The organism is Rhodospirillales bacterium (genome assembly GCA_016710335.1).
Lineage (GTDB): Bacteria > Pseudomonadota > Alphaproteobacteria > Rhodospirillales > Defluviicoccaceae > JADJXQ01.
In genome coordinates, this window is record JADJXQ010000025.1 from 113,486 (window position 1) to 138,012 (window position 24,527).

General features: G+C 62.5%; 21 protein-coding genes, 1 tRNA gene, 3 pseudogenes and 1 CRISPR repeat array. Of the genes and pseudogenes, 15 read left to right on the plus strand and 10 right to left on the minus strand.

What is annotated here, in order from left to right; translation table 11 throughout:
* Positions 1-71: 71 nt before the first annotated feature.
* Positions 72-614, plus strand: coding sequence for a paraquat-inducible protein A (locus tag IPM60_17525; GenBank protein MBK8909596.1), 543 nt, complete (start codon positions 72-74; stop codon positions 612-614).
* 392 nt (positions 615-1,006) lie between these two features.
* On the opposite strand, the gene IPM60_17530 is transcribed toward IPM60_17525, so the two are convergent.
* On the minus strand, positions 1,007-1,927 hold the full coding sequence (locus tag IPM60_17530) for a branched-chain amino acid aminotransferase (GenBank protein MBK8909597.1): 921 nt from the start codon (positions 1,925-1,927) through the stop codon (positions 1,007-1,009).
* Positions 1,928-2,111: 184 nt separating this feature from the next.
* Here IPM60_17530 and IPM60_17535 point away from each other — a divergent pair, with 184 nt between their 5' ends.
* Genes IPM60_17535 through IPM60_17545 form a run of 3 tightly spaced genes read left to right on the plus strand, consistent with a single transcriptional unit; the run spans position 2,112 to position 4,702 of the window.
* Positions 2,112-2,651, plus strand: a complete 540-nt coding sequence (locus IPM60_17535; protein MBK8909598.1) for a MarR family transcriptional regulator — start codon at positions 2,112-2,114, stop codon at positions 2,649-2,651.
* Complete coding sequence (locus IPM60_17540; GenBank protein ID MBK8909599.1) at positions 2,648-3,343, plus strand: response regulator transcription factor; 696 nt, start codon at positions 2,648-2,650, stop codon at positions 3,341-3,343. The genes IPM60_17535 and IPM60_17540 overlap by 4 nt, the downstream gene beginning before the upstream one ends.
* Positions 3,344-3,397: 54 nt before the next feature.
* Positions 3,398-4,702, plus strand: coding sequence for a HAMP domain-containing protein (locus IPM60_17545; GenBank protein MBK8909600.1), 1,305 nt, complete (start codon positions 3,398-3,400; stop codon positions 4,700-4,702).
* A 106-nt stretch (positions 4,703-4,808) separates the two neighbouring features.
* On the opposite strand, the gene IPM60_17550 is transcribed toward IPM60_17545, so the two are convergent.
* The 6 genes from IPM60_17550 to IPM60_17575 form a co-directional block, all read right to left on the minus strand.
* Positions 4,809-5,147 (minus strand): tRNA-binding protein, encoded by a 339-nt coding sequence (locus tag IPM60_17550; GenBank protein ID MBK8909601.1) that lies wholly within the window; start codon positions 5,145-5,147, stop codon positions 4,809-4,811.
* A 139-nt stretch (positions 5,148-5,286) separates the two neighbouring features.
* Positions 5,287-5,727 carry a phasin family protein gene (locus tag IPM60_17555; protein ID MBK8909602.1) on the minus strand — a complete coding sequence of 147 codons (441 nt, stop codon included), beginning with the start codon at positions 5,725-5,727 and terminating at the stop codon, positions 5,287-5,289.
* A gap of 302 nt (positions 5,728-6,029) precedes the next feature.
* Complete coding sequence (locus IPM60_17560) at positions 6,030-6,683, minus strand: TetR family transcriptional regulator (GenBank protein MBK8909603.1); 654 nt, start codon at positions 6,681-6,683, stop codon at positions 6,030-6,032.
* 122 nt (positions 6,684-6,805) lie between these two features.
* Positions 6,806-7,621, minus strand: a complete 816-nt coding sequence (locus tag IPM60_17565) for a pyrroline-5-carboxylate reductase (GenBank protein ID MBK8909604.1) — start codon at positions 7,619-7,621, stop codon at positions 6,806-6,808.
* A gap of 12 nt (positions 7,622-7,633) precedes the next feature.
* Positions 7,634-8,134 carry a YbjN domain-containing protein gene (locus IPM60_17570; GenBank protein MBK8909605.1) on the minus strand — a complete coding sequence of 167 codons (501 nt, stop codon included), beginning with the start codon at positions 8,132-8,134 and terminating at the stop codon, positions 7,634-7,636.
* A gap of 246 nt (positions 8,135-8,380) precedes the next feature.
* A complete protein-coding gene (locus IPM60_17575) occupies positions 8,381-8,683 on the minus strand; it encodes an accessory factor UbiK family protein (GenBank protein MBK8909606.1) in 303 nt (100 codons plus the stop codon).
* Positions 8,684-8,809: 126 nt separating this feature from the next.
* On the opposite strand from IPM60_17575, the gene rfaD (IPM60_17580) reads away from it, so the two are divergent.
* The 9 genes and pseudogenes from rfaD (IPM60_17580) (at position 8,810) to IPM60_17620 (ending at position 17,831) form a co-directional block, all read left to right on the plus strand.
* Positions 8,810-9,796 (plus strand): ADP-glyceromanno-heptose 6-epimerase, encoded by a 987-nt coding sequence (gene rfaD, locus IPM60_17580; GenBank protein MBK8909607.1) that lies wholly within the window; start codon positions 8,810-8,812, stop codon positions 9,794-9,796.
* Between the two features lie 273 nt (positions 9,797-10,069).
* Positions 10,070-12,007, plus strand: a complete 1,938-nt coding sequence (locus IPM60_17585) for a DUF429 domain-containing protein (GenBank protein MBK8909608.1) — start codon at positions 10,070-10,072, stop codon at positions 12,005-12,007.
* Positions 11,998-13,062 (plus strand): adenylosuccinate synthetase, encoded by a 1,065-nt coding sequence (locus IPM60_17590; GenBank protein MBK8909609.1) that lies wholly within the window; start codon positions 11,998-12,000, stop codon positions 13,060-13,062. The genes IPM60_17585 and IPM60_17590 overlap by 10 nt, the downstream gene beginning before the upstream one ends.
* Before the next feature lies 1 nt (position 13,063).
* Positions 13,064-14,062 (plus strand): hypothetical protein, encoded by a 999-nt coding sequence (locus IPM60_17595; protein ID MBK8909610.1) that lies wholly within the window; start codon positions 13,064-13,066, stop codon positions 14,060-14,062.
* A gap of 51 nt (positions 14,063-14,113) precedes the next feature.
* Positions 14,114-15,194, plus strand: a pseudogene (locus IPM60_17600) (IS630 family transposase).
* A gap of 108 nt (positions 15,195-15,302) precedes the next feature.
* Complete coding sequence (locus IPM60_17605) at positions 15,303-15,932, plus strand: deoxynucleoside kinase (protein MBK8909611.1); 630 nt, start codon at positions 15,303-15,305, stop codon at positions 15,930-15,932.
* Positions 15,933-16,055: 123 nt separating this feature from the next.
* Complete coding sequence (gene rfaD, locus IPM60_17610; protein MBK8909612.1) at positions 16,056-17,036, plus strand: ADP-glyceromanno-heptose 6-epimerase; 981 nt, start codon at positions 16,056-16,058, stop codon at positions 17,034-17,036.
* 137 nt (positions 17,037-17,173) lie between these two features.
* A complete protein-coding gene (locus IPM60_17615; protein ID MBK8909613.1) occupies positions 17,174-17,407 on the plus strand; it encodes an AbrB/MazE/SpoVT family DNA-binding domain-containing protein in 234 nt (77 codons plus the stop codon).
* A 24-nt stretch (positions 17,408-17,431) separates the two neighbouring features.
* Positions 17,432-17,831 (plus strand): annotated as a pseudogene (locus tag IPM60_17620) (type II toxin-antitoxin system VapC family toxin).
* 42 nt (positions 17,832-17,873) lie between these two features.
* Here the strand turns inward: IPM60_17620 and IPM60_17625 are convergent.
* Positions 17,874-18,266: a hypothetical protein gene (locus IPM60_17625; GenBank protein ID MBK8909614.1), complete on the minus strand. Its 393-nt coding sequence runs from the start codon at positions 18,264-18,266 to the stop codon at positions 17,874-17,876.
* Between the two features lie 106 nt (positions 18,267-18,372).
* On the opposite strand from IPM60_17625, the gene IPM60_17630 reads away from it, so the two are divergent.
* Together IPM60_17630 and IPM60_17635 are read left to right on the plus strand one after the other, a co-directional pair.
* Entirely contained in the window at positions 18,373-19,497 is a 1,125-nt protein-coding gene (locus IPM60_17630) for an alpha/beta hydrolase (GenBank protein ID MBK8909615.1), read from the plus strand.
* A 216-nt stretch (positions 19,498-19,713) separates the two neighbouring features.
* Positions 19,714-19,788: transfer RNA gene (locus tag IPM60_17635), tRNA-Thr, on the plus strand.
* Between the two features lie 212 nt (positions 19,789-20,000).
* Here the strand turns inward: IPM60_17635 and IPM60_17640 are convergent.
* The gene (locus tag IPM60_17640; GenBank protein MBK8909616.1) at positions 20,001-20,303 is read right to left on the minus strand and encodes a hypothetical protein; all 303 of its coding nucleotides are present in this window, start codon (positions 20,301-20,303) and stop codon (positions 20,001-20,003) included.
* Between the two features lie 3 nt (positions 20,304-20,306).
* Positions 20,307-21,199: a CRISPR direct-repeat array (repeat unit 37 nt; unit sequence GTCTTGATCCCTTCTTCATCAGGTCTACGGCTGTAAC).
* A gap of 110 nt (positions 21,200-21,309) precedes the next feature.
* Positions 21,310-22,959 (minus strand): annotated as a pseudogene (locus tag IPM60_17645) (IS1634 family transposase).
* Positions 22,960-24,527: the final 1,568 nt, after the last annotated feature.

Sequence of the window (24,527 nt, forward strand, 5' to 3'; positions counted from 1 at the left end):
GAACGTCAACCGAGTACAGAACCTCACCCTGAGTTTGTCGAGGGTAAACGCAGGTCGGAGGGTTCGATCCAGTGCGGCAGGGAGAACGGCAGATTGACGCCGGCGGAGTGCCGCTACGCCCCGGTCCCGGCCTTCATGTCGCGGTGACGCTGGCGGTCGCCCTCGTCTGTCTCGTGGCCGGCTTGCTGATGCCGATCATGGAGGTTAGCAACTTGTGGATTTTTCATGGCTCATATTCGATCGTCGACGGCGTCCGCATCCTGGTGGAAACGGGCGACATCCTCATCGCCGTCATCCTCACCGCGTTCTCTATCGTCATGCCGATGGTGAAGATCGGCGTGCTTCTGCTGCTGTGGCAGCGGCTCCGGGCCGGGTCGCTGACCTCGAGCCGGCTTCCGGCCGTGTTCGAAGCCATCGGCAAATGGTCGATGCTCGACGTGTTCGTGGTCGCGGTGGTGGTGGTCGTCGCCAAGGCCAGCGCCCTCGCCGACGCCGGCATCGGTCCCGCTGTCTTCCCATTCACCGTGGCCGTTGTGCTGATGTTCTACTGCACCCGCAAGATCCGACGCGCCCTGGCAGACAAGCCCCCTGTTGCACCTCATGCGGGAGGTTGAAATCCGACGCTACCATATAAAGAAGCGCTAAGAATCATATACAGAAAGTTGATAAACTTCTTGCTTTTGCGCGCGTTTTCGTTGTATCCCGCAAACGCGATCAAAGACACGCTGGTCGCAGCTAGCGCGTAGCGGTGCTCCGCCTGCTACCGGCTACAACAACACAACGGGGAGATCGTGAAAGGGACGACGGGTTTATCCAGCCTGTAGGAGTACGGGCGCAGAAAAACGGAGTCGTTCATGCACGTCGAAACGAAAACGCTGGTATCCGTGTTCCTCACCACCGCGCTCATGCTGACGGTGGAGGTCGTTATTTTGGCGGTCTTCGCGTGACCCTCTGCCGCGCTTAGTCCTGCGACATCGCGTGGACTTCTATCCGTCGTGACGGCGGATCAGGCGGCGGCGACCGCTCCGGCGGCGATACTCTGGCCATTCTTCTGGCCGGTCACCCGTGCGTAGTCCTCGATCAATGCGCGAGTAATATCGCCGGGGCTGAAACCGTGATCATCAATCGATCGCACCGGCGTCACCTCGGCGGCGGTGCCGGTGATGAACACTTCACTGGTCTCGCTCAGTTCCTCGGGTCGAATCTGCCGTTCCACGACCTCTATTCCCCGCGCCCGCGCAAGATCGATCACCGTACGGCGAGTGATGCCGTTGAGGAAGCAGTCGGGGGTCGGCGTGTGGACGCGGCCGTCTCCCATAACCATGAAGATGTTGGCGCCGGTCGATTCCGCGATCAGGCCGCGCCAGTCCAGCATCAAAGCGTCATCATACCCCTCGGCCTCCACGCCGTGCTTGGACATGGTGCAGATCATGTACAGGCCCGCAGCCTTGGCGTGCACCGGCGCCGTATCCGGGGCCGGCCGCCGCCACGACGCGGTTTTGAGCCGAATGCCGGCCATGCGCGCCTCCGGTGAAAAATATGAAGGCCACGGCCAAGCGGCGATCGCCAGGTGAATGCGTGTGGTCTGCGCCGAGACGCCCATCATCTCGCTGCCGCGCCAGGCGATGGGGCGCACGTACCCGTCGACGATGTTGTTGGCTTCGATGACTTCGGCACACGCCCGGTCCACGTCCTCCACCGAGCACGGCAAAGCAAAACCGAGCGCCTGGGCCGACAATGCCAGTCGCTCCGAATGCTCGGTCAGCTTGAAGATGGTACCGCCGTAGGCGCGTTCGCCCTCGAACACCGCGGAAGCATAGTGCAATCCGTGCGACAACACGTGCAGATTGGCCTCCCGCCACGGCCTGAGTTCACCGTCATACCAGATCAGGCCGTCTCGATCGTCGAATGGTTGTGTCGCACCCATGACTTCATCTTTCCTGCGCTAGCCACGCGTCCCTTCCGCTCGGAGAAAACGCGAATGAATATGTCAGAATTTCAAGACGTGCTTGCGTTTCGTAACATCGGCGGTCATATATGTCAACGATCCTGACGTATTCTGTCGCGCGCAGTGGCGTTGCACAATCGGACGCAGGGCCGCAGGGCAAACCATGGACCAAAGCACCGATGATCCGCCCCTCGATCTGGGCGAGCCGGCGCTGCGGACGGCGGTCGAGCTTCTGTTTTTTGCGTATCGGGACTTCACCGGGGATGCCGATGCCATGCTGCTGCGATACGGCTTCGGCCGGGCGCACCACCGCGTCATCTACTTCGTCGGCCGGGAGCCGGGGATCACCGTCAGCGCCTTGCTGACGATACTCAAAATCACCAAGCAGAGCCTGGCGCCGGTTCTCCGGCAATTGATGCGAGAGGGCTTCGTGGTGCAGCGGCCGGACCGCACCGACCGCCGCCGCCGGCACTTGTATCTGACGGTGGAAGCGGAGGCGCTTGAGCGGAAGCTGACGGAGCGTCAGGCGGAGCGCATCGCTGCGGCCTTCCAGGCAAGCGGCGCCGCGGCGGTCTCCGGCTTCACCACGGTCCTGCGGGCGATCAGCAACCCGGACGATCGGGTGCAATTTCCGCATGCGGCCGACTGCGGAACGGCAGCGACCCTCGCATCCGGCGTTGGCGAAGGCGCAGTGAGGAAATGACGACGCACGGCCACCACATCGACCCCGCCCACATTCTGGTGGTCGATGACGATGTCCGGTTGAGCCGTTTGCTGGCCCGCTATCTGGGGGAAAGCGGCTTCGCGGTGACCGTCGCCGGCGACGCGGCCGACGCACGCAGCAAGCTGGCGAGCCTGGCGTTCGATTTGATCATACTCGACGTCATGATGCCGGGCGAAAGCGGCCTCGAATTCGCGCAGGACTTACGAGGTCGAAGCGCGGTCCCAATTCTGATGCTGACCGCCATGGGCGAGACGGAAGACCGCATCGCCGGCCTCGAGCGCGGCGTCGACGATTATCTGGTCAAGCCGTTCGAGCCGCGCGAGTTGCTGCTTCGGGTCCAGAGCATTCTGCGGCGGGCGCCGCAGCCTCAAATCCCGAAGCATGTTCGCATGGGTGATTTGGAGTTCGACCTGACGCGAGGCGAATTGAGCTGCGCCGGGCGGTATGTAAAACTGACCGCGGTCGAGGCGGGGCTGCTGCAGACCTTGGCGGCGGCGCCGGGAGTGACATTCACCCGCGAAGAGCTGATCGAGATGAGCGGCGCCGCGGGCGGTGACCGCGCCGTCGACGTGCAGGTTACGCGCCTCAGGCGCAAGATCGAGCGCGATCCGCGCGATCCGCGCTATCTTCAGACAGTGCGCGGCAAGGGCTATGTATTGAAACCGGACTGAATGGTCGGACAACCCGGTCCGGCGGGTCCGCGGGGTGTTATAGCGAAGCACACGATGATCAAGGACTTCATGCCGCACAGCCTGTTGGGGCGGGCCCTGCTCATCATCGTGATGCCGCTCGTCGTGTTGCAGATCGTGTCCGCCGTCATCTTTTACGAGAACCATTGGGAAGCCGTCAGCCGCCGTCTGGCCCGCGATCTGGCCGGCGACGTTGCGGTGCTGGTTGCGACTTTCGACGACTTCCCCGCGTCGGAGACCCGGCGCTGGATGTTGGCGAGAGCGGCGCAGAACATGGGCATCGAGGCAAGCCTGCACCCTGGTGAGGCGCTCGCCGAGCAGTCTGAAGACGCCGCTCCGTCCGACGAGAGCAGCCTTGCCGAAGCGCTTCGCGAGCAGGTGGCGCGGCCGTTCCGCATCGATGCCTACAGCGTCGACCGCCACGTCGTCGTCGAGGTGCAGCTTGACGAGGGGGTGCTGCGGCTGGTGACCACCCGCAAACGCCTCTTCAGCGCGACGACGTCCGTCTTCGTTATGTGGATGGTGGGGACTTCGCTGATCGTATTCGCCGTCGCCACCCTGTTCATGCGCAACCAGGTCAAGCCGGTGTTGCGCCTCGCGCAGGCCGCCGATGATTTCGGCAAGGGGCGCGATGCGCCGCGGTTCAAGCCCGAAGGCGCCCAGGAAGTGCGTCAGGCGGCGCTCGCCTTCATCGCGATGCGCCAGCGCATCCTGCGCCAGATCGGCCAGCGTACGGCGATGCTGGCCGGCGTCTCCCATGACCTGCGGACGCCGCTGACCCGAATGAAGCTGCAGCTCGAGATGATGGGCCGGGACGACAGCGTCGGCGCACTCAAGGAAGATCTGGTGGAGATGGAGCGGATGCTCGACGGGTACCTGGCGTTCGCCCGCGGCGAGGGCAGCGAGAAGCCCGAGCCAAACGACCTCACCCTCATTCTCGATCAGGTGGTGCGGGCGGCGCGGCGGAAGGGCGCCAGCATCGAAGTGCACACCGACGGCGACCTCACGGTGCCGGTCCGTCGCATGGCGCTGCACCGGGCATTGACCAACATCGTTGACAACGCGGCCCGCTATGCGCGCCAGGTGCGCATCTGCGCTGAGCGGAAAACGACCGGCATCGAATTGATCATCGAGGACGACGGACCGGGCATCCCCGAAGACCGCCGCGAGGCGGTGTTCAAGCCGTTCTTCCGCCTGGAAGAATCGCGCAATCCGGGCACGGGCGGTGTCGGCCTCGGGCTGACCATCGCCCGCGACGTAGTGCGCAGCCACGGCGGCGACATCCTCCTCGGAGAGTCGGCACTGGGCGGCCTCCGCGTTCGCGTGCGCCTTCCGCTCTGAGCCGGACGGCTCAAACAGCCATCATCCCGGTCGTCATGGCGAGCAGGCGTAGCCGGGGTGGCGATCCAATCGCGCGCAAAGATCCTGCCTGGGAAGGCAGTGGGGTTCAGTAGAGACGGCCGCCGTCAGGAACCGACCGGTCGGGCGCGATCAGAACGACTTCACCGTCGTCGTCGGGGAAGCCAAGCACCAGCACCTCGGACAGGAACTTGCCGATCTGGCGGGGCGCAAAGTTGACCACCGCCGCCACCTGATGCCCCACGAGGTCCGCCGGCGCATAATGCCGAGTGATTTGCGCCGAGCTCTTTTTTTCGCCGATGTCCGGACCGAAGTCGATCCACAGCTTTATGGAGGGTTTGCGTGCCTCGGGATACGGTTCGGCCCTGACGATCGTGCCGACACGGATGTCGACCTTCAAAAAGTCGTCGAAGGCGAGGACGCTCATCGGCGCTCTCTGCAGATGTGGAGTGCGATGCAAGAGTGGACCGCGATCCTGGCGCCCACGGTGTCGATCGCGCTCGCATCGACAAGGCAAAGCGGCCACCCGATGCGGCAGCCGCCTCGCCCAGTGATGTTCGCCATGGCTACTTCTTGGCTTGCTGAGCCTTCAAAGCCAGGTCGCGGATTTCGTCGAGTTGTTCCGAGATGCGAGCATTGATGCTGTTGGTCGCGTCCTGATTGGCCTTGGACACCATCTCGGACATTTCACGAGCGTTGTTGACGGCCCTCTCGAACGCGCTCTTCGTCATCTCGATCTGCTTCGCCGCGGCTTCCGGCGGAGAGCCGGCCTTGGAGATCGATTCGAACGCCTTGGTCGTCTCGTTCATCGTTTCCTGCAGCATTTCCGCCTGACGACGGGCGAATGCCTGCATGCCTTCGAACGCGACACGGTTGGCGTGGGTCACGGCTTCGACGTTCTTTCTGGAGCTGGCGACCAGCGCATCGATATCGACGCCCGGCAGCTTGTACTGCTTCAGCATGTTAGAAAACTGATCGGCGAACTTCGCGGGGTCGAAGTCTTTCATGACCCTCGTGACGTCCATGAACTCAGGGAGTTGCGCCATTACACGTTCCTTTTATCGAAAGCTATGACAGCTTGGATTAGCTGTGACGTCAGTATCCCCGATTTCGCCTTCCGCGTCAACAGTTATGTTGCAGTGCACAATACGCCGCCGCGGAAAAAAAAGATTATATAAACAGTAACTTGACCGAAATAATGCTGCGCAAAGGACTCGAACCGTAGGTTCGGCAAACGTCATCTTCGCTTGTGCAGCAATCGCTGGTGAGCATCACGCCCCCGTGGCGGGGGCGTCCGGCGCGAAACCGATCAAGTTTCGATCGGAACCACCGACTCAGGCGGCGACTCATCCGTCGGCCGACGCGACGGACGTGCCCCGCAAAGGCCCGCCATGCTGATGCGCCAGCCCGGCATGACGCTCTCGACGCGGCGGAGCCTGCGGTCCAACCCCGCCATCGTCCTTGCCAAGTCCGGGCTGTCGTCGTTGAGCCAGTCGCGGAGCGTCGCCAGATAGACGGCCGACAGTGCTTTTATGCGCAGCGTTCCCGCCGGACCGGACGCAGACAACCCCGCCGCCTCCAGCATCCACGCCATTGACTTGGCGAGGTGCGGCAGGGAGCACATGAGCACGCCCGGGTCGCCGGGCAGGTCGCGAAGGATGGCGGCCACGCCCTGCTTGCGTGGCGCCATCGCGTCGAAGCGACGCATCATGACTTCGAACAGCCGGTCGCGGGCCGGCTCTTCCCGATCGGGACGCGGTCCGTCCAATACCTTGCGATCGGTTTCGGCGAAAGCCTCTTTCAGAATCGCCATCCTGGTCGGGCATGCGCTGTAGGCGTCGACGAGCGGCACTCCGGCTGCTTCGGCGATCTCCGCCAGGCTCAATGACCGCCACCCCTTCTTTGCGGCGAGGTCCATCGCCGCGGCGACAAGCTGTTCTGCGACGTTCGTGTTCTGCGCCATGGTCGTCGATCCCGTACCCCGATATCCATTCCTCACTACCATCTAGTCGTGACGGCGGGCGAAGACAACCGACTGGAGCGAACGTCGGTGAACGTGGAATGACGCTGTCGCCCCCTGAAGACTCATCTCTGCAGTTGACGCGAGCGATCGGCCGCGGCCCGCACCGCCGCAGTCATCAGCGTCCGAAGGCCGCCCGACGCCATCAACACCTCCAGCGCCGCCGCCGTCGTTCCGCCGGGGCTGGTGACATTGCGGCGAAGCGTTTCGGGCGCGGCATCGGAGGCGTCGAGCAGCCCGGCGGCGCCCGAGACCGTGGCGCGCGCGAGCCTTCCAGCCAACTCGGGCGACAGACCAGCGGCGATACCGGCATCAGCAAGCGCCTCGACGAGCAGAAAAACGTAGGCCGGACCGCTGCCGGAAACGGCGGTGACGGCATCCATCAGGCGCTCGTCCTCGATCCACACCACGTCCCCGACGGCGGCAAGCAGATCATGGCACCGCTGGCGCTGGCGCTCGTTCACGCCGGCGTTGCGATATGCTGCGGTGATCCCGCGGCGGATGGCCGCCGGCGTATTGGGCATGGCGCGAACGATGGCGGCGCCGTTGCCGAGCGCCGCCGCCAGCGACGCGGCGTTGCGCCCCGCGGCGATCGACAGGAACACGGCATCAGCGGCCGTGAACCGCGCGTACGCCGGCGCCACCGCGTCCATCATCTGCGGCTTGACCGCGAACACGACGACTTCAGGTTGGAGATCCGCGGACAGGCCCTCCGGGCCAGCGGCAACCGCTAGTCCCGGGCGTCGGGAAAGCATTGCGCGGTTATCAGGCTCAGGCTCGACGACGGCGATCTGGTCCGGGTCGAGGCCACGATCCAGCCACCCCGACAACAGCGCGTTGCCCATCCGGCCGCAGCCGACGAGAATGAGCGACGCAGCCACCGGAACCGCCGCTCAGGCTTCGCCGACGGTTTCGATCATGGCGCCCGCCATGGCGTCCTCCGCCGCGTGTCCCGCCCAGATCACGTATTGGAACGCTGGATAGAAGCGTTCGCACTCTCGGATGGCGGTCTCGATCAAGTCTTCGATCTGCGCGTGGCTGGGGCCGTTGCTGCCGCGCAGCGGCAGGGCGTGCCGGTAGACGAGCAATCCGTCCTCCCGCCACACCGCGAAATGGCCCATCCAGACCTTCTCGTTGGCCAGCGCCAACAGTTCGAACACCGCCGCCCGCTTGGCATGCGGCACCCGCATTTGCAGGCTTACGGTGAACTGCATGGCGCTGAGATGCGGATCCCATGCCGCGTAGAAATTGAGATCGGACCACTGTCCGGGAAGTTGCACCGCCATTTCGTCGTCATTCGGACGATCGAATGCCCAGTCCTTGGCGGCGACGATCTGTTCGATGACATCAAGGGGAGAGGTTTCTTCGCCGACCTCGGTCGCTGCGGCGGTCATGCCTCAGTCCTTACCTTGCGTTGTCCAGTGATTTTGCGGCCAAGCCATCGTCGCCCTCCCCTGCAGCACCCCACCGCAATTGATTCGATCGCCGCCTGCGCCCGTGATCCGATAAGCGGTGCGCGGTACAGCGTGGCAAAACACGTGAGGGGGCGCAAGGAGAGCGTCATCCGAGAGGAGGTATTCGGTGATTGCGCCGCATCCGGGTCTCGCAGTACCGCCTCCCATCAACGGGAGACAAAACCGTCAAATCGCTTTGTCGGCAGAATCCACGTTCGATTCCAGGGAGTTGGACGAGCCGGCAGCGGCCAGCCTGGCTTCCAGCTCGGCGACCCTCGTCTCGAGGGCTTCCTGCGCGGCGCGGGCGTTGGCGGCGGTAGCCTTGACCACCTCGAACTCTTCGCGGTTGATCAGGTCAAGGTCGGCGAGGAATCGCTCGACACGTTGGCGCACAAGGGCGTCGAGTTCCTGCTTGACCCCGGCCAGGGTCGAGGCGGCGCCGCTCGCCACCTTGGCCAAATCGTCGAACAATCGGTTGCTGGTCTGCATAGTCTATCATCCTCTCCGCCGAACCGCGCGATGAGCAGAATATGGTCGCGGATCGACATCCGGGCAACCCGGAGGCCTTATCGCGCCTGGTTGCGAGGGTGAACAGCGCATTCTATAACGTCCCGCATGTTCGTGGTGACCGGCGGGGCCGGCTTCATTGGGTCCAACATCGTCGCGGCGCTGGAACAGCGTCGGACGGAACCGCTTGCCGTCTGCGACCGGCTGCGGAGCGGAGACAAGTGGCGCAACATTTCCAAGCGTGAGTTGGTCGACGTCATCCACCCGGACGCGTTGTTCCCCGCGCTCGATGCGGCCGGCGTCGGAGTGACTGCGGTGGTGCACATGGGGGCGGTGTCGTCGACCACGGAGACGGACGCCGACCGCACCGTCGAGATCAACGTCCGCCTGTCAGTGGCGTTGTGGAGGTGGTGCACGGAGCATCGAATCCCCTTCATCTACGCCTCGTCGGCCGCGACCTACGGGGACGGGGCGCTGGGGTTCGAAGACGTCGCGACGCCGGACGCGCTGGCGCAATTTCGGCCCCTCAATCTCTACGGCTGGAGCAAGCATCTGTTCGATCGCTGGGTTGCCCGCCGGGTGGCGGACGGTGATCCGCAGCCGCCGCAGTGGGCGGGGCTCAAGTTCTTCAACGTCTACGGCCCCAACGAAACCCACAAAGGTCCTCAGGCGAGCGTCGTCTCCCACGTCTTCCCGGACGCCGCCGCCGGCCGGCCGGCGAAGTTGTTTCGGTCGCACCGGCCGGACTACCCCGACGGCGGTCAGCTTCGCGACTTCGTCTGGGTCGGCGACTGCGCCGATGTGGTGCTGTGGCTGCTGGAGAACCCCGGCGTCTCCGGCCTGTTCAACGTCGGAACCGGCCAGGCCCGCAGCTTCGCCGACCTCGCCGCCGCCGTCTATCGGACGCTGGGCCGGGAGCCTGCCATCGACTACGTGCCGATGCCGGAGGCGATCCGCGACCGGTATCAGTACTTCACCCAGGCCTCCCTGACCAGGCTCCGCGCCGCCGGCTACCCCCACCCTTTCACGCCGCTCGAAGCCGGCGTCGCGGCGTACGTCCGGGACTACCTCAACACCCCGGACCCGTACCGGTAGGGGAGCATCAGCGCGGTGATGTGCGGCGCTTTAGGTCTTCTCTTGCCGCCCGCGGCCATTCGGGGTCAAATGATCAGGAGCAACTAGAGGCGGGTGTGGCACTAGATGTTGGTTCACACATTCATTCACCTCCCAGGTATTGGGCACGTCAAGGAACGAGCCCTGTGGAAGGCGGGGGTGTGGACGTGGGCTGATCTTCGTAAAAAATATGAGGACTCTCCGAGGCTACCCTTCGACACCGCAGGCGATGCGCGTGACAGGACGCTGAGGGCGTTGGACGCTTCGAATGAAGCTCTATATGACGGAGATGCGGACTACTTCGCCGAACGATTGCCGAAATCAGAACATTACCGGATAGCCGTCTCATTTCCGAAGAAGACGGCATTCCTGGACATCGAAACGACCGGTCTGAGCCATTACTACGATGACGTGACGATCGTAGGGATCAGCCTAGATGGATCTTACTCTTGTCATTTTGCCTTCGATGACGAGAGCGCGCTTCTTGATAGATTGCGGGAGGCAAAATGTGTTGTTACGTTCAATGGTACCATTTTTGATTATCGGTTTCTGATAAAGACTTATTCTAATATTCAACTGCCTAAGGCTCATGTGGACCTTCGATTTCTTGCGCCGCGTGCCGGTTTATCGGGGGGTCAAAAAGTCGTCGAGGAGAAGCTCGGTTGGCGAAGGCATGGCGCGGCTCGTGACATCAATGGCGCGGCCGCTCCCCTTCTTTGGCATCGCTACAAGTTGGGGGACCATGACGCAGCGAAGACACTGATTCGCTACAACCACGCAGACGTGGAAGGGATGAGGTTCATCCTCGATTCGGTTCTGGAGAAGATGGCGGGGTTCAATGGTCAGGGCGCGATCTTCCACCGGCCAACGTTCGAGAAGCAGACAACGAGGTTTACCTGGAGCAAGCATTCCGGCTCGTTTCGGAAGAACGTGATCGCTGTTCCTTCGTTTCGGGGAGGCTCGGGTCCCGCGGTCACGATGGCGGAAATTGCCCCGACGGATTCGGCAACGCCACTTCGCGTCGTTGGAATCGATCTCACGGGATCCGAACGCCGTCCTACCGGATGGTGCCTCATGCGCGGCGCCGAGGCTGAGACCTGCCTGTTGTCGACGGACGATGAGATCATCGAAGCGTCGGTTGACGCGCATCCTGACGTCGTTTCGATCGATTCGCCCCTGTCCATTCCTCGAGGGCGAACCCGGGTCAGCGACGATGATCCGTCAAGGCAGTCGGGCGGAATCATGCGCGACTGCGAGCGCGAATTGAAGCGCCGCGGCATCAACGTCTATCCGTGCCTGATCCCCAGCATGCAGGGTTTGACTCAGCGTGGCATGCGCCTGGCACATCACCTGCGCGAGCGCGGCATTCCGGTTATCGAGAGCTATCCGGGCGCCGCTCAAGACATCATGGGCATTCCGCGCAAGCGGGCGGGCTTGGAGTATCTGAAGGGGGGTCTCGCCGACTTCGGCGTCCGTGGGGCGTTTGTGACGTCGAAGGTGAACCATGACGAACTGGACGCCATCACCGCTGCTCTCGTCGGCTTCTTTTTCTGGTCGGGGCGCTTCGAACCGCTGGGCAACGAGGATGAAGACTACCTGATCGTTCCCGACCTTCGGTGCTTGCCCGAACGCTGGACCAGCCGGAGGGTCATCGGCATCAGCGGCGAGATCTGTGCGGGCAAGACCTCTGCCGCGCGTCACCTCCAGCGGGCCGGCTTTGCCTATGGCCGTTTCAGTCAGATCCTGGAAAGCATGCTGAATCAAGGCGGTGTCGCTGTGTCCCGTGAAAATCTGCAAGGTCTCGGGGAGCGCGTCAACCGAGAGCCGGGCCAGCGGTGGCTGTGCAAGCAGCTGGTCAAGCAGCTTCCAGGCGGTCGCGACTTGGTGATCGACGGGTTGCGCTGGCGTATGGATCGGGCGTTCCTTAGAGAGCGCTTTGGTCCCGCTTTCGTCCATCTCCACGTCGAAGCATCAATGGAGATTCGGCGTCAACGTTTCGTCCCACTCGGAAATTCGGAAGAGGAATTCGAACGAGCCTCATGCCATCCGGCTGAAGCCGAAGCCCGTGCACTTGCATACCATGCTGAAACAGTTATCCCCAACGAGCGAGCACTCGGTGACTTTCTCGACGGTGTGGACCGCGTTACAACACAGCGCCTCGATGTGACGAAGGTGGAACCAGCGTGCCTGTAACAGTGGTCGTCGGCGGGCAGTTCGGATCCGAAGGAAAAGGCAAGGTTGCCTGTGAACTCGCGCGCCGCGACCGGGCATCGGTCGCGGTTCGCATCGGCGGTTCCAACTCTGGTCACACCGTCGTCGATGATCAGGGCAGGACCCGGATTTTTCGACACTTGCCGACCGCGGCGGTGCTTCCCGACACGATCTGCGTAATTGGTCCCGGATCGTATCTCGACGTCGATGTTCTCCTCCGGGAAATTTCGGGTACGTGCCTAACCCCGGCGCGCCTCCTGATCGATCCGAACGCCGTCATCATCTCCGAGGCCCACAAGGAGGCGGAACGACAACGTGAGGGCGCCAGGCCGATCTCTTCGACTTGCAGCGGCACAGGTGCCGCGGTCGCAGATCGGGTTCTTCGCGCGCCAAATGTGCCGTTTGCTTCCTCGGAGCCGCGCCTTCAGCCCTTCGTTCAACCGACCCAGCCATTCCTGAGGCAACGCTTGACCAGTGGCGAACGTGTGATCATTGAAGGCACCCAAGGCTTCGGACTTTCACCGCTGCATTCCCCGTTCTTTCCACACGTCACCAGTCGCGACACCACTGCGGCTGCGTTCGTCTCCGAGGCGGGCCTGAGCCCGCTCGACGTTGATGAAGTTGTGCTCGTTATTCGAGCCTTCCCGATCAGGGTCGCTGGCGCTGAAGCGGGGCCGATGCCACAAGAGATCGACTGGGACACGGTCACCCGCGAAAGCGGCAGTTCAACCCCGATTGTGGAAAAGACATCAGTAACCGCGCAGATCCGTCGCGTTGCTCGTTTTGACGCAGAAATCGTGAAGCGTGCTATTAGAACTAACGCGCCATCGTTGATCTGCTTTAATCATTTGGATTATGTAGACGTGCGGTGCAGGCATCATTTGTTGACTAGCCGAGCCTTACCGCTTCTTCATGACGTGGAACGCCAGATCGGTCGAGCTGTAGACTTCATAGGCACTGGTGCAGATACTCTATCTCTGCGTCGCTCGTTGCCCGTGGCCGATTCGGACCGGCATGCAACTCCCATAAGCGCGTAGAATGACTTCCACTACGCCTGAATATGCTGAGACCGAGAAGATTGCCGAAAAGCGATACAGAAATACAATAGATAACGATCCGCTACCAGATATTCCGCCTGCATTGCTTAATTCTTCCGACGTTCTACGTTATGTCTGTTTGGTCGGCTTGATACATCCTTTCGACCCAAGAAACTTGAAGGCCGCTTCTTATAAAGTTTCAATTGGAGATCGGTTTATCTACTGGGATAGTTCTGGACGAGAGCACGATCAGGATCTGACGGAAGCGGGGAAAAGTAAATTCTGCCTAGAACCAAATTCTATAGGATTTATTACGACAAAAGAAACATTCAGGCTTCCGCACTATATTGCGGCGCGATTTAATCTAAGAATTAATGACGTACATCGTGGGCTCTTACTGGGTACTGGGCCTCTCGTCGATCCTGGTTTCTCTGGCAAGCTCCTCGTTCCCCTGCATAACCTCACTACAAACGAGTACGAATATCGCTCGGGAGACCCAATTGCGTGGTTCGAATTCACCAAATTGAGCCCTAACTTCTGGGATGCAAAATTTAGAAATGGTAAATCGGTGGAGGAACTGAAGAAAAAATATAGATGTTTTCCGGAAGAGAAGGTAAATCGAGATCCAATCATGTATTTGAGGGAAGCCTACAAGGGGCCTATACGGAGCTCGATCCCTGAGGCCATAGCCCAGTCCAAAGATGACGCGACAAAGGCAAGGGCCGATGCAGAAGAAGCCAAGCTGGCTGCGCAAGAGTCGGAGGAGGCGTCTAAAAAAGCGAGCGAAACATTTCGGAATTATGGAATCGGCGCGTTAGCAGTGCTTTTGGTTGCGATTGGTGCTCTAGTTATTGCCGGATATCAACTTGTCTCTCAGGTACAAGGAATCATTGCCGACGTGCAACGTGACTTGCAGACTACAATAGCGACTGGGGAATCGACGGAAGACACTCAAGCGCGTCTTTCTGAGCTCGAGAAGCAACTAGTGTACTGTTTCTAAAGTGTCGACTAATATCCTTGCGCGATGCACGATGCGGGGAGGATCAGTCGAATGGCGCGTCCGATCAAGCGGATCACGGCGGAGCCGGAGGTGGTTGGGGAGCTCGAACGCAGATCGCGGGCGACAAGCATTGAGGCACGGGCGAAGGAGCGCGCGTCGATCGTTCTCCTCAGGCTCGAAGGCCTTGGCGTTGTGGAGGTCGCCGCGCGGCTGGGCACGACGCCCAAGCGCGTATCGACATGGACGAAGCGTTTCGAGACCAAGGGGCTTTCGGGCCTCGAGGACGAGCCGGGGCGCGGTCGCAAGCCGTCGATCCCGCCCGAGAAGATCGAGCGCGTCCTGACCGAGGCCACCCGGCCGCCTGCGCCGCGCAAGCGCTGGAGCGTGCGCTCCATGAGCCGCCACGCGGGCGTCTCGCCCTCCACGGCCCAGCGGGTCTGGTCGAAGAACGCCTTGAAGCCTCACGTGACCAGGACCTTCAAGCTCTCCAACGACCTGAGCTTCGAGGAGAAGTTCTGGGACGGATCGGGCTCTACCTCAACCCGCCGGAGAAGGCGCTCGTGCTGCGCTGCGACGAGAAGAGCCAGTGCCAAGCCCTGAGCGCACGCAACTCGGGCTGCCGCTCGCGCCCAAGCGTCCGGCCACCATGACCCACGACTACAGGCGCCATGGCGTGATCACGCTGTTCGCCGCGCTCGACGCGCTGGTCGGAAAGCTCATCGCGCGCACCGAGGCGCGCCATACCCACGTCGAGTGGCTCAGGTTCCTCAAGCAGATCGACCGCGAGACGCCCAAGGACCTCGATCTCCATCTGATCGTCGACAACTACGCCACCCACAAGCACGCAGGTGAAGGCCTGGCTGGCCAGGCACCCGCGCTTTCACGTGCACTTCACGCCCACGTCCTCGTCGTGGCTCAATCTGGTCGAGCGCTTCTTCGCCGACCTTACCGGAGACGTCATCCGTGCCGGAGCTTCACCTCGGTGAAAGAGTTGGTCGCCGACATCAAGGCCTATCTCGCCCAACGCAACGCCGATCCACGCCCCTACACGTGGAAAGCCGAGGGAGCCGCCATCCTCGAAAAGATCCAGCGCGCCCGCGCCGCCTTGAACCGCGCCGAGCCTGCACTGTAGGATTATTGGTCGCCATTTCAGAGTCGGGTCACTAGGAGATCTTGGGCTGAAATTCGACACCCTGCACGACAGTATCAGCCGACCGGCGGCTCCGGCCGCGCCAGAGAAATGAAACGACTCCGGATCGAGATATGTGGCGGCATCGCATCGGGAAAAACAACACTCGCTTCCATAATTGGCGGGCAAACCGGGGCGGTGATGGAAAATTTCCGACATAATCCTTACTGGCGCGCGTTCTACCTCGACCCTGCCCATTTCGCGTTCGAGACCGAGGTCTCGTTTCTGCTTCAGCATTATCATCAGCTGAAGGTGGAAACCGGTGACACTGGGCTGGCCACCGCCGATTTCTCGCTGCTTCTCGACCGAGCTTATGCTGACGTGACTCTTCGGTCGGGGCAGCTGGTCGCATTCAATGCTGTTTATACGCAGGTGAGGGAGGAACTCGGGGACCCGAGGCTTCTGGTCTGTTTGAGATGTGGTGCAACAGAGCAGCTGAGGCGAATCCGGCGAAGACGGCGTCGACCGGAGCGGGGGATCCATTTGGAATTCCTGGAGGAGCTCAATCGGTCGCTCGAAAAGCAGGTCGATCTCGTGCGAGGCTCTATCCCCATTCTCGAGATCGACAGCGAGCATCGCGATTTCGCCCACGATGATGGCACTGCGAACGAAGTGCTGCAGGAGATCACAGGGGCCCTCGATGTACAAAGGCAAACGCAAGCGGACGTGCAGTCTTGGTAGCCGCGCGGCTGCGGGATTGACCGGTCGGGTGGGAGACGGCGTGTCCATCGCTCGTTCCGTGGCCGGGGTCACCCCAGCGGTAGGGCTCATACGAGCCGATGCACTTTAGGCTAATGATCGTTCGTGGTGACTGGAGGGGCCGGCTTCATTGGGTCCAACATCGTCGCGGCGCTGGAACAGCGTCGGACGGAACCGCTTGCCGTCTGCGACCGGCTGCGGAGCGGAGACAAGTGGCGCAACATCTCCAAGCGTGAGTTGGTCGACGTCATCCACCCGGACGCGTTGTTCCCCGCGCTCGATGCGGCCGGCGTCGGAGTGACTGCGGTGGTGCACATGGGGGCGGTGTCGTCGACCACGGAGACGGACGCCGACCGCACCGTCGAGATCAACGTCCGGCTGTCGGTCGCGTTGTGGACGTGGTGCGCGAAACATCGGATCCCCTTCATCTACGCCTCCTCGGCCGCCACCTACGGGGACGGCGCGCTCGGGTTCGATGACGTGGCCACGCCGGAGGCGCTGGCGCCGTTCCGGCCCCTCAATCTCTACGGCTGGAGCAAGCATCTGTTCGATCGCTGGGTTGCCCGCCGGGTGGCGGACGGTGATCCGCAGCCGCCGCAGTGGGCGGGGCTCAAGTTCTTCAACGTCTACGGCCCCAACGAAACCCACAAAGGTCCTCAGGCGAGCGTCGTCTCCCACGTCTTCCCGGACGCCGCCGCCGGCCGGCCGGCGAAGTTGTTTCGGTCGCACCGGCCGGACTACCCCGACGGCGGTCAGCTTCGCGACTTCGTCTGGGTCGGCGACTGCGCCGAGGTGGTGCTGTGGCTGCTGGAGAACCCCGGCGTCTCCGGCCTGTTCAACGTCGGCACCGGCCAGGCCCGCAGCTTCGCCGACCTCGCCGCCGCCGTCTATCGGACGCTGGGCCGGGAGCCTGCCATCGACTACGTGCCGATGCCGGAGGCGATCCGCGACCGCTATCAGTACTTCACCCAGGCCTCCCTGACCAAGCTCCGCGCCGCCGGCTACCCCCACCCCTTCACGTCCCTCGAAGCCGGCGTCGCCACGTACGTCCGGGACTACCTCAACACCCCGGACCCGTACCGGTAGGGGAGCATCATCGCGGTGACCGTCATGTCCCGTGGATCCATGTAGCATGACATGCCGATTGCCGTTGACTGGGAAGCCCAAGCCCCCGATCATAGGGTCATGCGGCATATGCCGTGGCATAGGTCTGAGTCGATGAAATGACAGTGGAACGACGGGTCAAGCTGTTTCGCAACGGACGTAATCAAGCCGTGCGGATCCCCCGAGAGCTGGAGTTGCCTGGAAAGGAAGCCGTAATGCGGCGGGACGGGCAGCGGCTGGTGATCGAGCCGGCGCCGCCGTTTTCGCTGATGGCCGTTCTGGCGGCGCTTGAGCCGATCGAAGATACCTTTCCTCCGATCGACGATGCGCCGCCGCGCACGGTGGATCTGTAAGGCCGGGACGCGTGGGTCATCAGTATGCGCTTCCTCCTGGACACGAACGTGCTCTCGGACCTGGTGCGCAGACCCCAGGGCATAGTCGCCGACCGCATCGCGGATGTCGGCGAAGAGGCTGTCTGCACCAGCATTATCGTCGCCGCTGGGAATTGCGCTATGGGGCAGAGCGAAAGGCTCGGCGCGGCTCAGCGTGCAGTTGGAGGCAATCCTCGGGGCGATCGACATAATTCCCTTCGAGGATCCGGCCGATTCAACCTATGGCGTGATCCGGGCACGTCTCGAGCGCATGGGCAAGATCATTGGCGGCAATGACCTCCTGATCGCGGCGCACGCGCTGGCGCTCGGTTGCACGCTGGTCACTGACAACCTGCGGGAATTTTCGCGCATCGACGGCCTCGCCGTCACCGACTGGCTGCGGTAGTTGCGCGCAGAAGCCAAGAGCTTTCAGAGGCTGGCATCACGGTCAGGGCCGCTGGTAGATCCCCGCGATCAGGCAGGCGGCGGCGGCGATGAGCAGCAGGGGCCAGGGCGGGGCCGTGTCCGGTCTGAAGAACGCGAGGGCCGCCGCCAGACCGTAGGCGGCTGTCAGCAGCAGCAGGCCGGGCGGGCCGCCGAAGGCGAGCGCCGCGACGGCGACGACGGCGGCGATGGCGCCGGCCGCCTGCGCCGATGCCGCCGGTGATCCGCCGACGAGTGCCCCGCCGAGGAAGCCGAGCAGCACCGCCGCATAGGCGAGCAGCATCCCGCGTCCCCAGTCACCGACCATGTGGCCGAGGAGCGCCACCCCGAGCAGGGCGAGGAGCGGCAGCGCCGCCAGTATCAGCGCCAGGGTGCTTCCGAACAGACTGAGTCCCACGGGGCCATTCCAATCCTGCCGGCGGGCCGGAAGCGCTTCCGCCCGCGGTTCCTCAAGCGTATCATCCTGACAGGCGGCAGGAAACACGAGTGTGGGAGGGGCTGCGATGGCGACGACCGCGGATGTCTATTTCGCCTCGAACCGGAACTTCAACGGCTCGTTGACCGAGCCGGAATTCGGCGAACGCTTCAACGAGGCGGGGCCGCAGTACTATCGCGTCGGAAAGGCTAGCGTCGAGCGCCGCGGCCGCGATGACTATGCGTTCCTCAACGCCCGCGTCGAGGCGGAGGCCCTCGACCAGAACGTGCGGGGCAGCCAGTCGCTGTTCGAGGACGTGCGCCACACCCTCCGCTCCAGCGACCGGGACATTGTGCTGTTCCTCCATGGCTTCGCGAACACCTTCGAAAGCGGCATGGAGCGGGCGGCACAGCTTCACGCGGAATACCAGATCACGCGTCATCCGGGCTCCTCGGATCCGACCCGCGAGTCCTACCGGCCGCCGGTGTTCGCGTTCTCGTGGCCATCCAACGGCCGCGTGTTCCCGCGTTACGAATATCAGAGCGACCGCGACGACGCCCAGGCCTCGGGGGTGGCCGTCGCACGGGCGCTGCTGCGGTTGCTGAAATACCTCACGTCGTTGCGGGACGAGGAACGCGTGCGGCGGCGGGCGATGAACCTGCAGCCCGGCGAGCCGCTGCCGGACGGCGAGCGCCTCCTCTGCGAGCAACGCATCCACCTGGTCGCCCACAGCATGGGCAACTGGACGCTCAGGTTCGCCCTCAACCGGCTGTTCGAGGAACTGCGCATGCAGCCGCTGCCGCGGATCTTCGAGCACGTGCTGCTGATGGCGGCCGACGAGGACGACGACGCCTTCGAGGAGAAGCTCAAGCTCGGGCTGCTGCCCGGCCTCGCCAAGTTCGTTCACGTCTACCACAGCCGCAGCGACCGCATCCTCGACGTCAGCGACCTGACCAAGGGCAACCCCAACCGTCTCGGGGAGGTCGGCCCGCGCAACATGGAGGCGATCAGCGACCGCGTCTACGCGATCGACTGCTCCGATGTCGACTTCACCGAGGTGGGGCATGGCAACCACCAGTACTACAGGCTGCGCGAGGAGGTGATCGCCGACGTTCGCCAGGTCCTGTCCGACAAGCCGTTCGACGCCATCGCCGGCCGCGTCCGTACCTCGCGTAGCCGCAGCTACCGGATCCTGCCTCGCGGGAACGATTAGCCGGTGCCATGCGCCGCCGACCTGCATCCTGGATCCGCGGCGCCGCGGTGATCGAAGAGACGACTGGTTTCAGAGCCGAGGATTATCTATAAAGCCTCGGAAAGCGTCAGAAGGCCTCCGGCAGACGTCCTCGTGGGCGCCTGCCACCGGTTGGCTGGCCGAACATCGATGCCCGCAATGGCGTGAGGCCCTGGAAACAAACAAAACGATTAAGATGCCGACGTAGCTCAGCGGTAGAGCAACTGATTCGTAATCAGTAGGTCCGCGGTTCAAATCCGCGCGTCGGCACCACAAACAATGTTAAAAACGTAGGCTTTCCGGAGACCAGCAGATCTCGATATGCTGTCCCTCCTTTGCCATGACAGTTCATTGACCCGCCATCACACCATCAGTCCCGGTCGCTGGGGGACTTAATGTCGTCGAAGCCGTATTTTACCAGCTCCTCGAAGCTGCGGGGCTGGAGGATATCGGCCACGGTCGCCAGCATGTCGCCGACATAGTGGCTAAATTCTCTCATTCGCCGGAAGTGCTGCGCATCCTGCTTGCCAAAAATGTCGCACGGCAACGCATAAACCCTGATTCATGAATTTCGAGATACGCGCGCCAAGGCCCACAGCGTCCTTGTCGCGCAGAATGCGGATGCCCCGCGCGTCGGCCTCTCCGCACAGTTGATCGACGATCGCGGCCCGATCTCGGCCGTCCGGATGCGCCTCCAGCACCTGCAGCGCCAGCCCGTCAACTCCGCGGCGCATGTCCGTATGCCCCGTCGCCAGCCACACCCGAACCCCGCTCGGCGCCGGAATCATCGAGTCTTGATCCCTTCTTCATCAGGTCTACGGCTGTAACACCCTCAGTCCCACACATAACCGATCCCGTTCAGGTCTTGATCCCTCTTGATCCCTTCTTCATCAGGTCTACGGCTGTAACCCAGGGGGAAGGAATTGACGGCTGAGGACATGGTCTTGATCCCTTCTTCATCAGGTCTACGGCTGTAACGCTACGCGCCGAAGGGACGCTATCCCAAGTCCAGGTCTTGATCCCTTCTTCATCAGGTCTACGGCTGTAACCCCTGACACACCAGCAACCCATGGAGGAATGACAGTCTTGATCCCTTCTTCATCAGGTCTACGGCTGTAACTCTTTCTTTTTTTTATATTCCTTAAAGATTTTTCGTCTTGATCCCTTCTTCATCAGGTCTACGGCTGTAACAGACTATGAAGCGCAAGCAGTCCTACAGGACTGCGTCTTGATCCCTTCTTCATCAGGTCTACGGCTGTAACTCAAAGCCCATTAGGCGGACGAGGTTGTTCCTGTGTCTTGATCCCTTCTTCATCAGGTCTACGGCTGTAACGTTCTACACAGGGAAGGAAGTCCTGGACTGGCGTCTTGATCCCTTCTTCATCAGGTCTACGGCTGTAACCTGCGCGTACCATCAACCCTGTCAGCCACACCCAGTCTTGATCCCTTCTTCATCAGGTCTACGGCTGTAACTCCGCACTGACGCGGGAAGCACGCCCTCAGCGTGGTCTTGATCCCTTCTTCATCAGGTCTACGGCTGTAACGAGTATTGGCTATGTCCTTCGATGCGGGCAAGGAGTCTTGATCCCTTCTTCATCAGGTCTACGGCTGTAACCGGTAGCGCTCCTACACCGTGGTTGCCGGGTGGTCTTGATCCCTTCTTCATCAGGTCTACGGCTGTAACCTAACCCAAGTTGAACAGTGGCTTTGGAAAGATTGTTTCACGTCAGCGAGTTACGTCGGCGGCGTCGGGTGTTTGCACTACATTTCAAGGTTGTGGAGGGGACGGAAGGGTCAGGCGGGGGTGTATTCGCGCAGGTTGGGCGGCAGGGCGACGCCGGCGGCCTGGAAGACACGTCCGACTTGTCCGGTGACGGCGGTGCGAGTGGTGATGCGCTTTCCGTCCTTGTCGATGGTGGCTTCCTGCAGCCGATCGAGGTCGCGCAGGAGCCTCCCATTCGACGGCCAACCTGGCGGCGCGGCAGCGGTCGGCCAGCTCCTTCTGGAGTACGAGGGCGAGGAACGAGCAGAACACGTGGCCGCGGATGGCGGCATCGGAGGAATGATAGATGGGCCGGGTGCGAAGGATCGCCTTGGCCTGGCGAAACAGGTCCTCGACCTGGATGAGGTCTCGGTAGCGCAGCACCGCCTGCAGCGGGGTGATGCGGGCATTGGTGCGCAGGACGGAAATGCCGTCGTAGCGGGCCTCGTCGGCGAGCTTGCCGGGGTCGATCTCGAAGGCGGGCTCGCTCCGGCCGCCCTCGCTTTGCACCCGGCGCAGATAGCGCCGATAGGCGGAGTTGCCGATCAGCGCCTTGTCACCCTTCTTCAGTTGCTTCTCCAGCCCGGCGACGATGGCCTGGCGGTCGCTCCCTTTCCTTCTCCGCCTCGGCCTCGTTGCGGCAGACGAATAGCGGACGCCCTCGGCCCTGACCTCCTTGACGAAGAGTTGGGTTTCGCCACGGACCCGCTCGATCACCAGGTGGGGTGAAGGGAGCCTCGTCCTTGAGCACGACCTCGCGGATCAGCCGGCTCGAGCGCTCGCGCGCTCCGAGGACGTACTCCAGCTTGCGCTCCTCCAGAGCTTCGATCGTCGCCGCCGAGATCATGCCGCGATCGGCGACGACGCACACCCGCCCCACCATGAAGCGCTTGCGCAGCCGGTCCATGATCGGCAGCAGCACGGTGACGTCGGCGGTGTTGCCGGGCAGCATCTCGGTGCACAGCGGCCGTCCCTCGCCGTCCATCACCACCGCCAGCACCATCTGCTTGAGGTCCGGGCGGTGGTCCTTGGAATGGCCATGGGCGCCGAGGGTCTCGCCGCCGGCGCCGTGGAACGACAGGGTGGTGGTGTCCATGAACACCAGCGACAGCTCGCTGAACAGATTCCGCCGGCGCTCGAACAACTGCTCCTCGATCCGGTCCTTGACGCACCGGGGTGCAAGCGCGCCCTCGGCCGCCGGTTCGCTCTCCTCGCCCAGCCACGCCATCGCGCGGTAGAAAGATGCAGCTGCAACTCGGCTGCGCCGGGATGGCGTAGTCCGCCATCCATGTCTCGCAAGACCGATCCGAGCCGGAGACGAACAGGCGGTGCAGAACGGCGACGAACACCGCGCGCTCGACGTCGAAGCCGAAGCCGCGGCCATCCAGGAGATCGGCCAGAACCTCAGGAATGGCCAGTCGATCCCACAGCCGGCCAAACAACAACGGCCCGCCGATCCGGGTGCAGGCGATCCGCCCGGCTTCCATGTCGGAGAGGATCATCGCCCGCTCGGAATGCCTGGCCAGCGAGGCGATCAGCCGGTCCAGCTCACCGCTCGCCGCCAACGCATCCTTGCGCCCCAACGCGCGGACGATCTGCTGCCGAACCCGGTCGCCCTCGCGGATGCTCTCCACCAGATACAGGTAGCGATGACCCTGGGCTGTCTTCTCACGCACGAACATGCCGGATGTTGTTCTCGAAAATCCTGAAAACATCAACTGAAAACGCCATATCGTCGAAAATGTTCCACTACAGGCTTGGGCGTTTCGAAGTCCAAAGACGGGAAATCAATGGCTGCAATAATGTTCCCGCCCCGTTCCCCACCACTGTTCAAGTTCAGTCTTGCAGAAACACAAAGGGCATGAAGTAGTATTTGAGTTCTGATCCGCACGTTCTGTATTTGTAGTGGATCCTCCGCTGTAGTTTTGATTTTTGCTGTGGCGTTTTATGTATCTTTGGTTATTATCTCTGTAGGAGCAGGGATCGGCTTGTGCGATGCTGGAGCCACGTCAAGGCACCCTGTTCCCTTGGCTGCGGGAGGAGGTGGACGAACTCACGGCCGGCATGCGGCGTCGTCCTCGTCCTCGACATGCTCGACTGGAAACCCACATCCCGCCGCCGATGGCCGGGCGGCCGCCGGAGGACCGCCGGGCCATCGCCCGGGCCTTCGTGCCAAGGCCATTCTCCATCTGCCCACCACCGCCGCCTCATCGAACGTCTCGACGTCGATGGCCGTCTGCGACGCATCTGTGGCTGGGAACGGCGCCGCCAAGTCCCGAGAGGAAGCGACGTTCTCGCGGGCTTTGCCGAGTTCGCGACCAGCGGCGGCCGTTCGAACGGGTTCACGAGGCCCTGGTCAGGATTGGCCACGACGGCCGCCTGGGGAACATGTCGCCCGCGACGCCACTTTCGGGATCGATGCCCGCGAAAACCCCGCCACCGCCCAAAGACTCCAGGCGCCGAAGCGAAAGCGCGGGCGGCCCAAGGCCGGGGAAGCCGTCACCAAACGCCGCCTGACCGCCTTAAACGCCAACCAAACCTCGATCTCAGGACCACGCCAAGCCGACCTGCCGACCCGCTGCGACGTCGGATCCAAAACCAACAGCAAGGCTTCCGCCACCAGTGGATCGGCTAGAACTCCATCCCGACATCGCCGATGGGAGACGTCCCCACCGCCGCCGTGCTGACCTCCGCCTCGTCCACGACAGCCAAGTCGCCATCCCTCATCATCTCACCCTCCAGGCGCATCCAATACCTCTACGGACATCCACCGGACAGCGCTTACGAAGCCACCGCCACGCTGACTACAGCCGACGCCTCGGCCACCAGCCCAGCGATCGAAGCCAGCAACCGCCACCACCCTGGCCGCCGGGCCAAAAACGCCGCAGAGCAGAAGCGTCTCCGCCGGACCCGGTTCGCACTCCCCTGAACATCGCCGCTTCCATGCACGGTCGCCGCCGAACGCGGCGCTAGGCCCTCAAAGACAACCTCGGCGCCTGCACCGTCCGCGTCCGGCCACGCCGAAGTCCTCTGTCACCTAGGCTTCGGGATCCTGGCACTAACGGCAACAACTCCCAAGACTCGTTCGACCACAACCCCAAACCACCTAAACCATTCATACAAAAACCAAAAACCACATAAAATCAGCTTTCTGCAAGAGGCTCATCCGCATACATTCCCGGCCCCGAATCGGACACATTTTCTTTTTTTTAGTTTCAGATACTTGCGCCCGTGTCACCCCTGTGCAGAA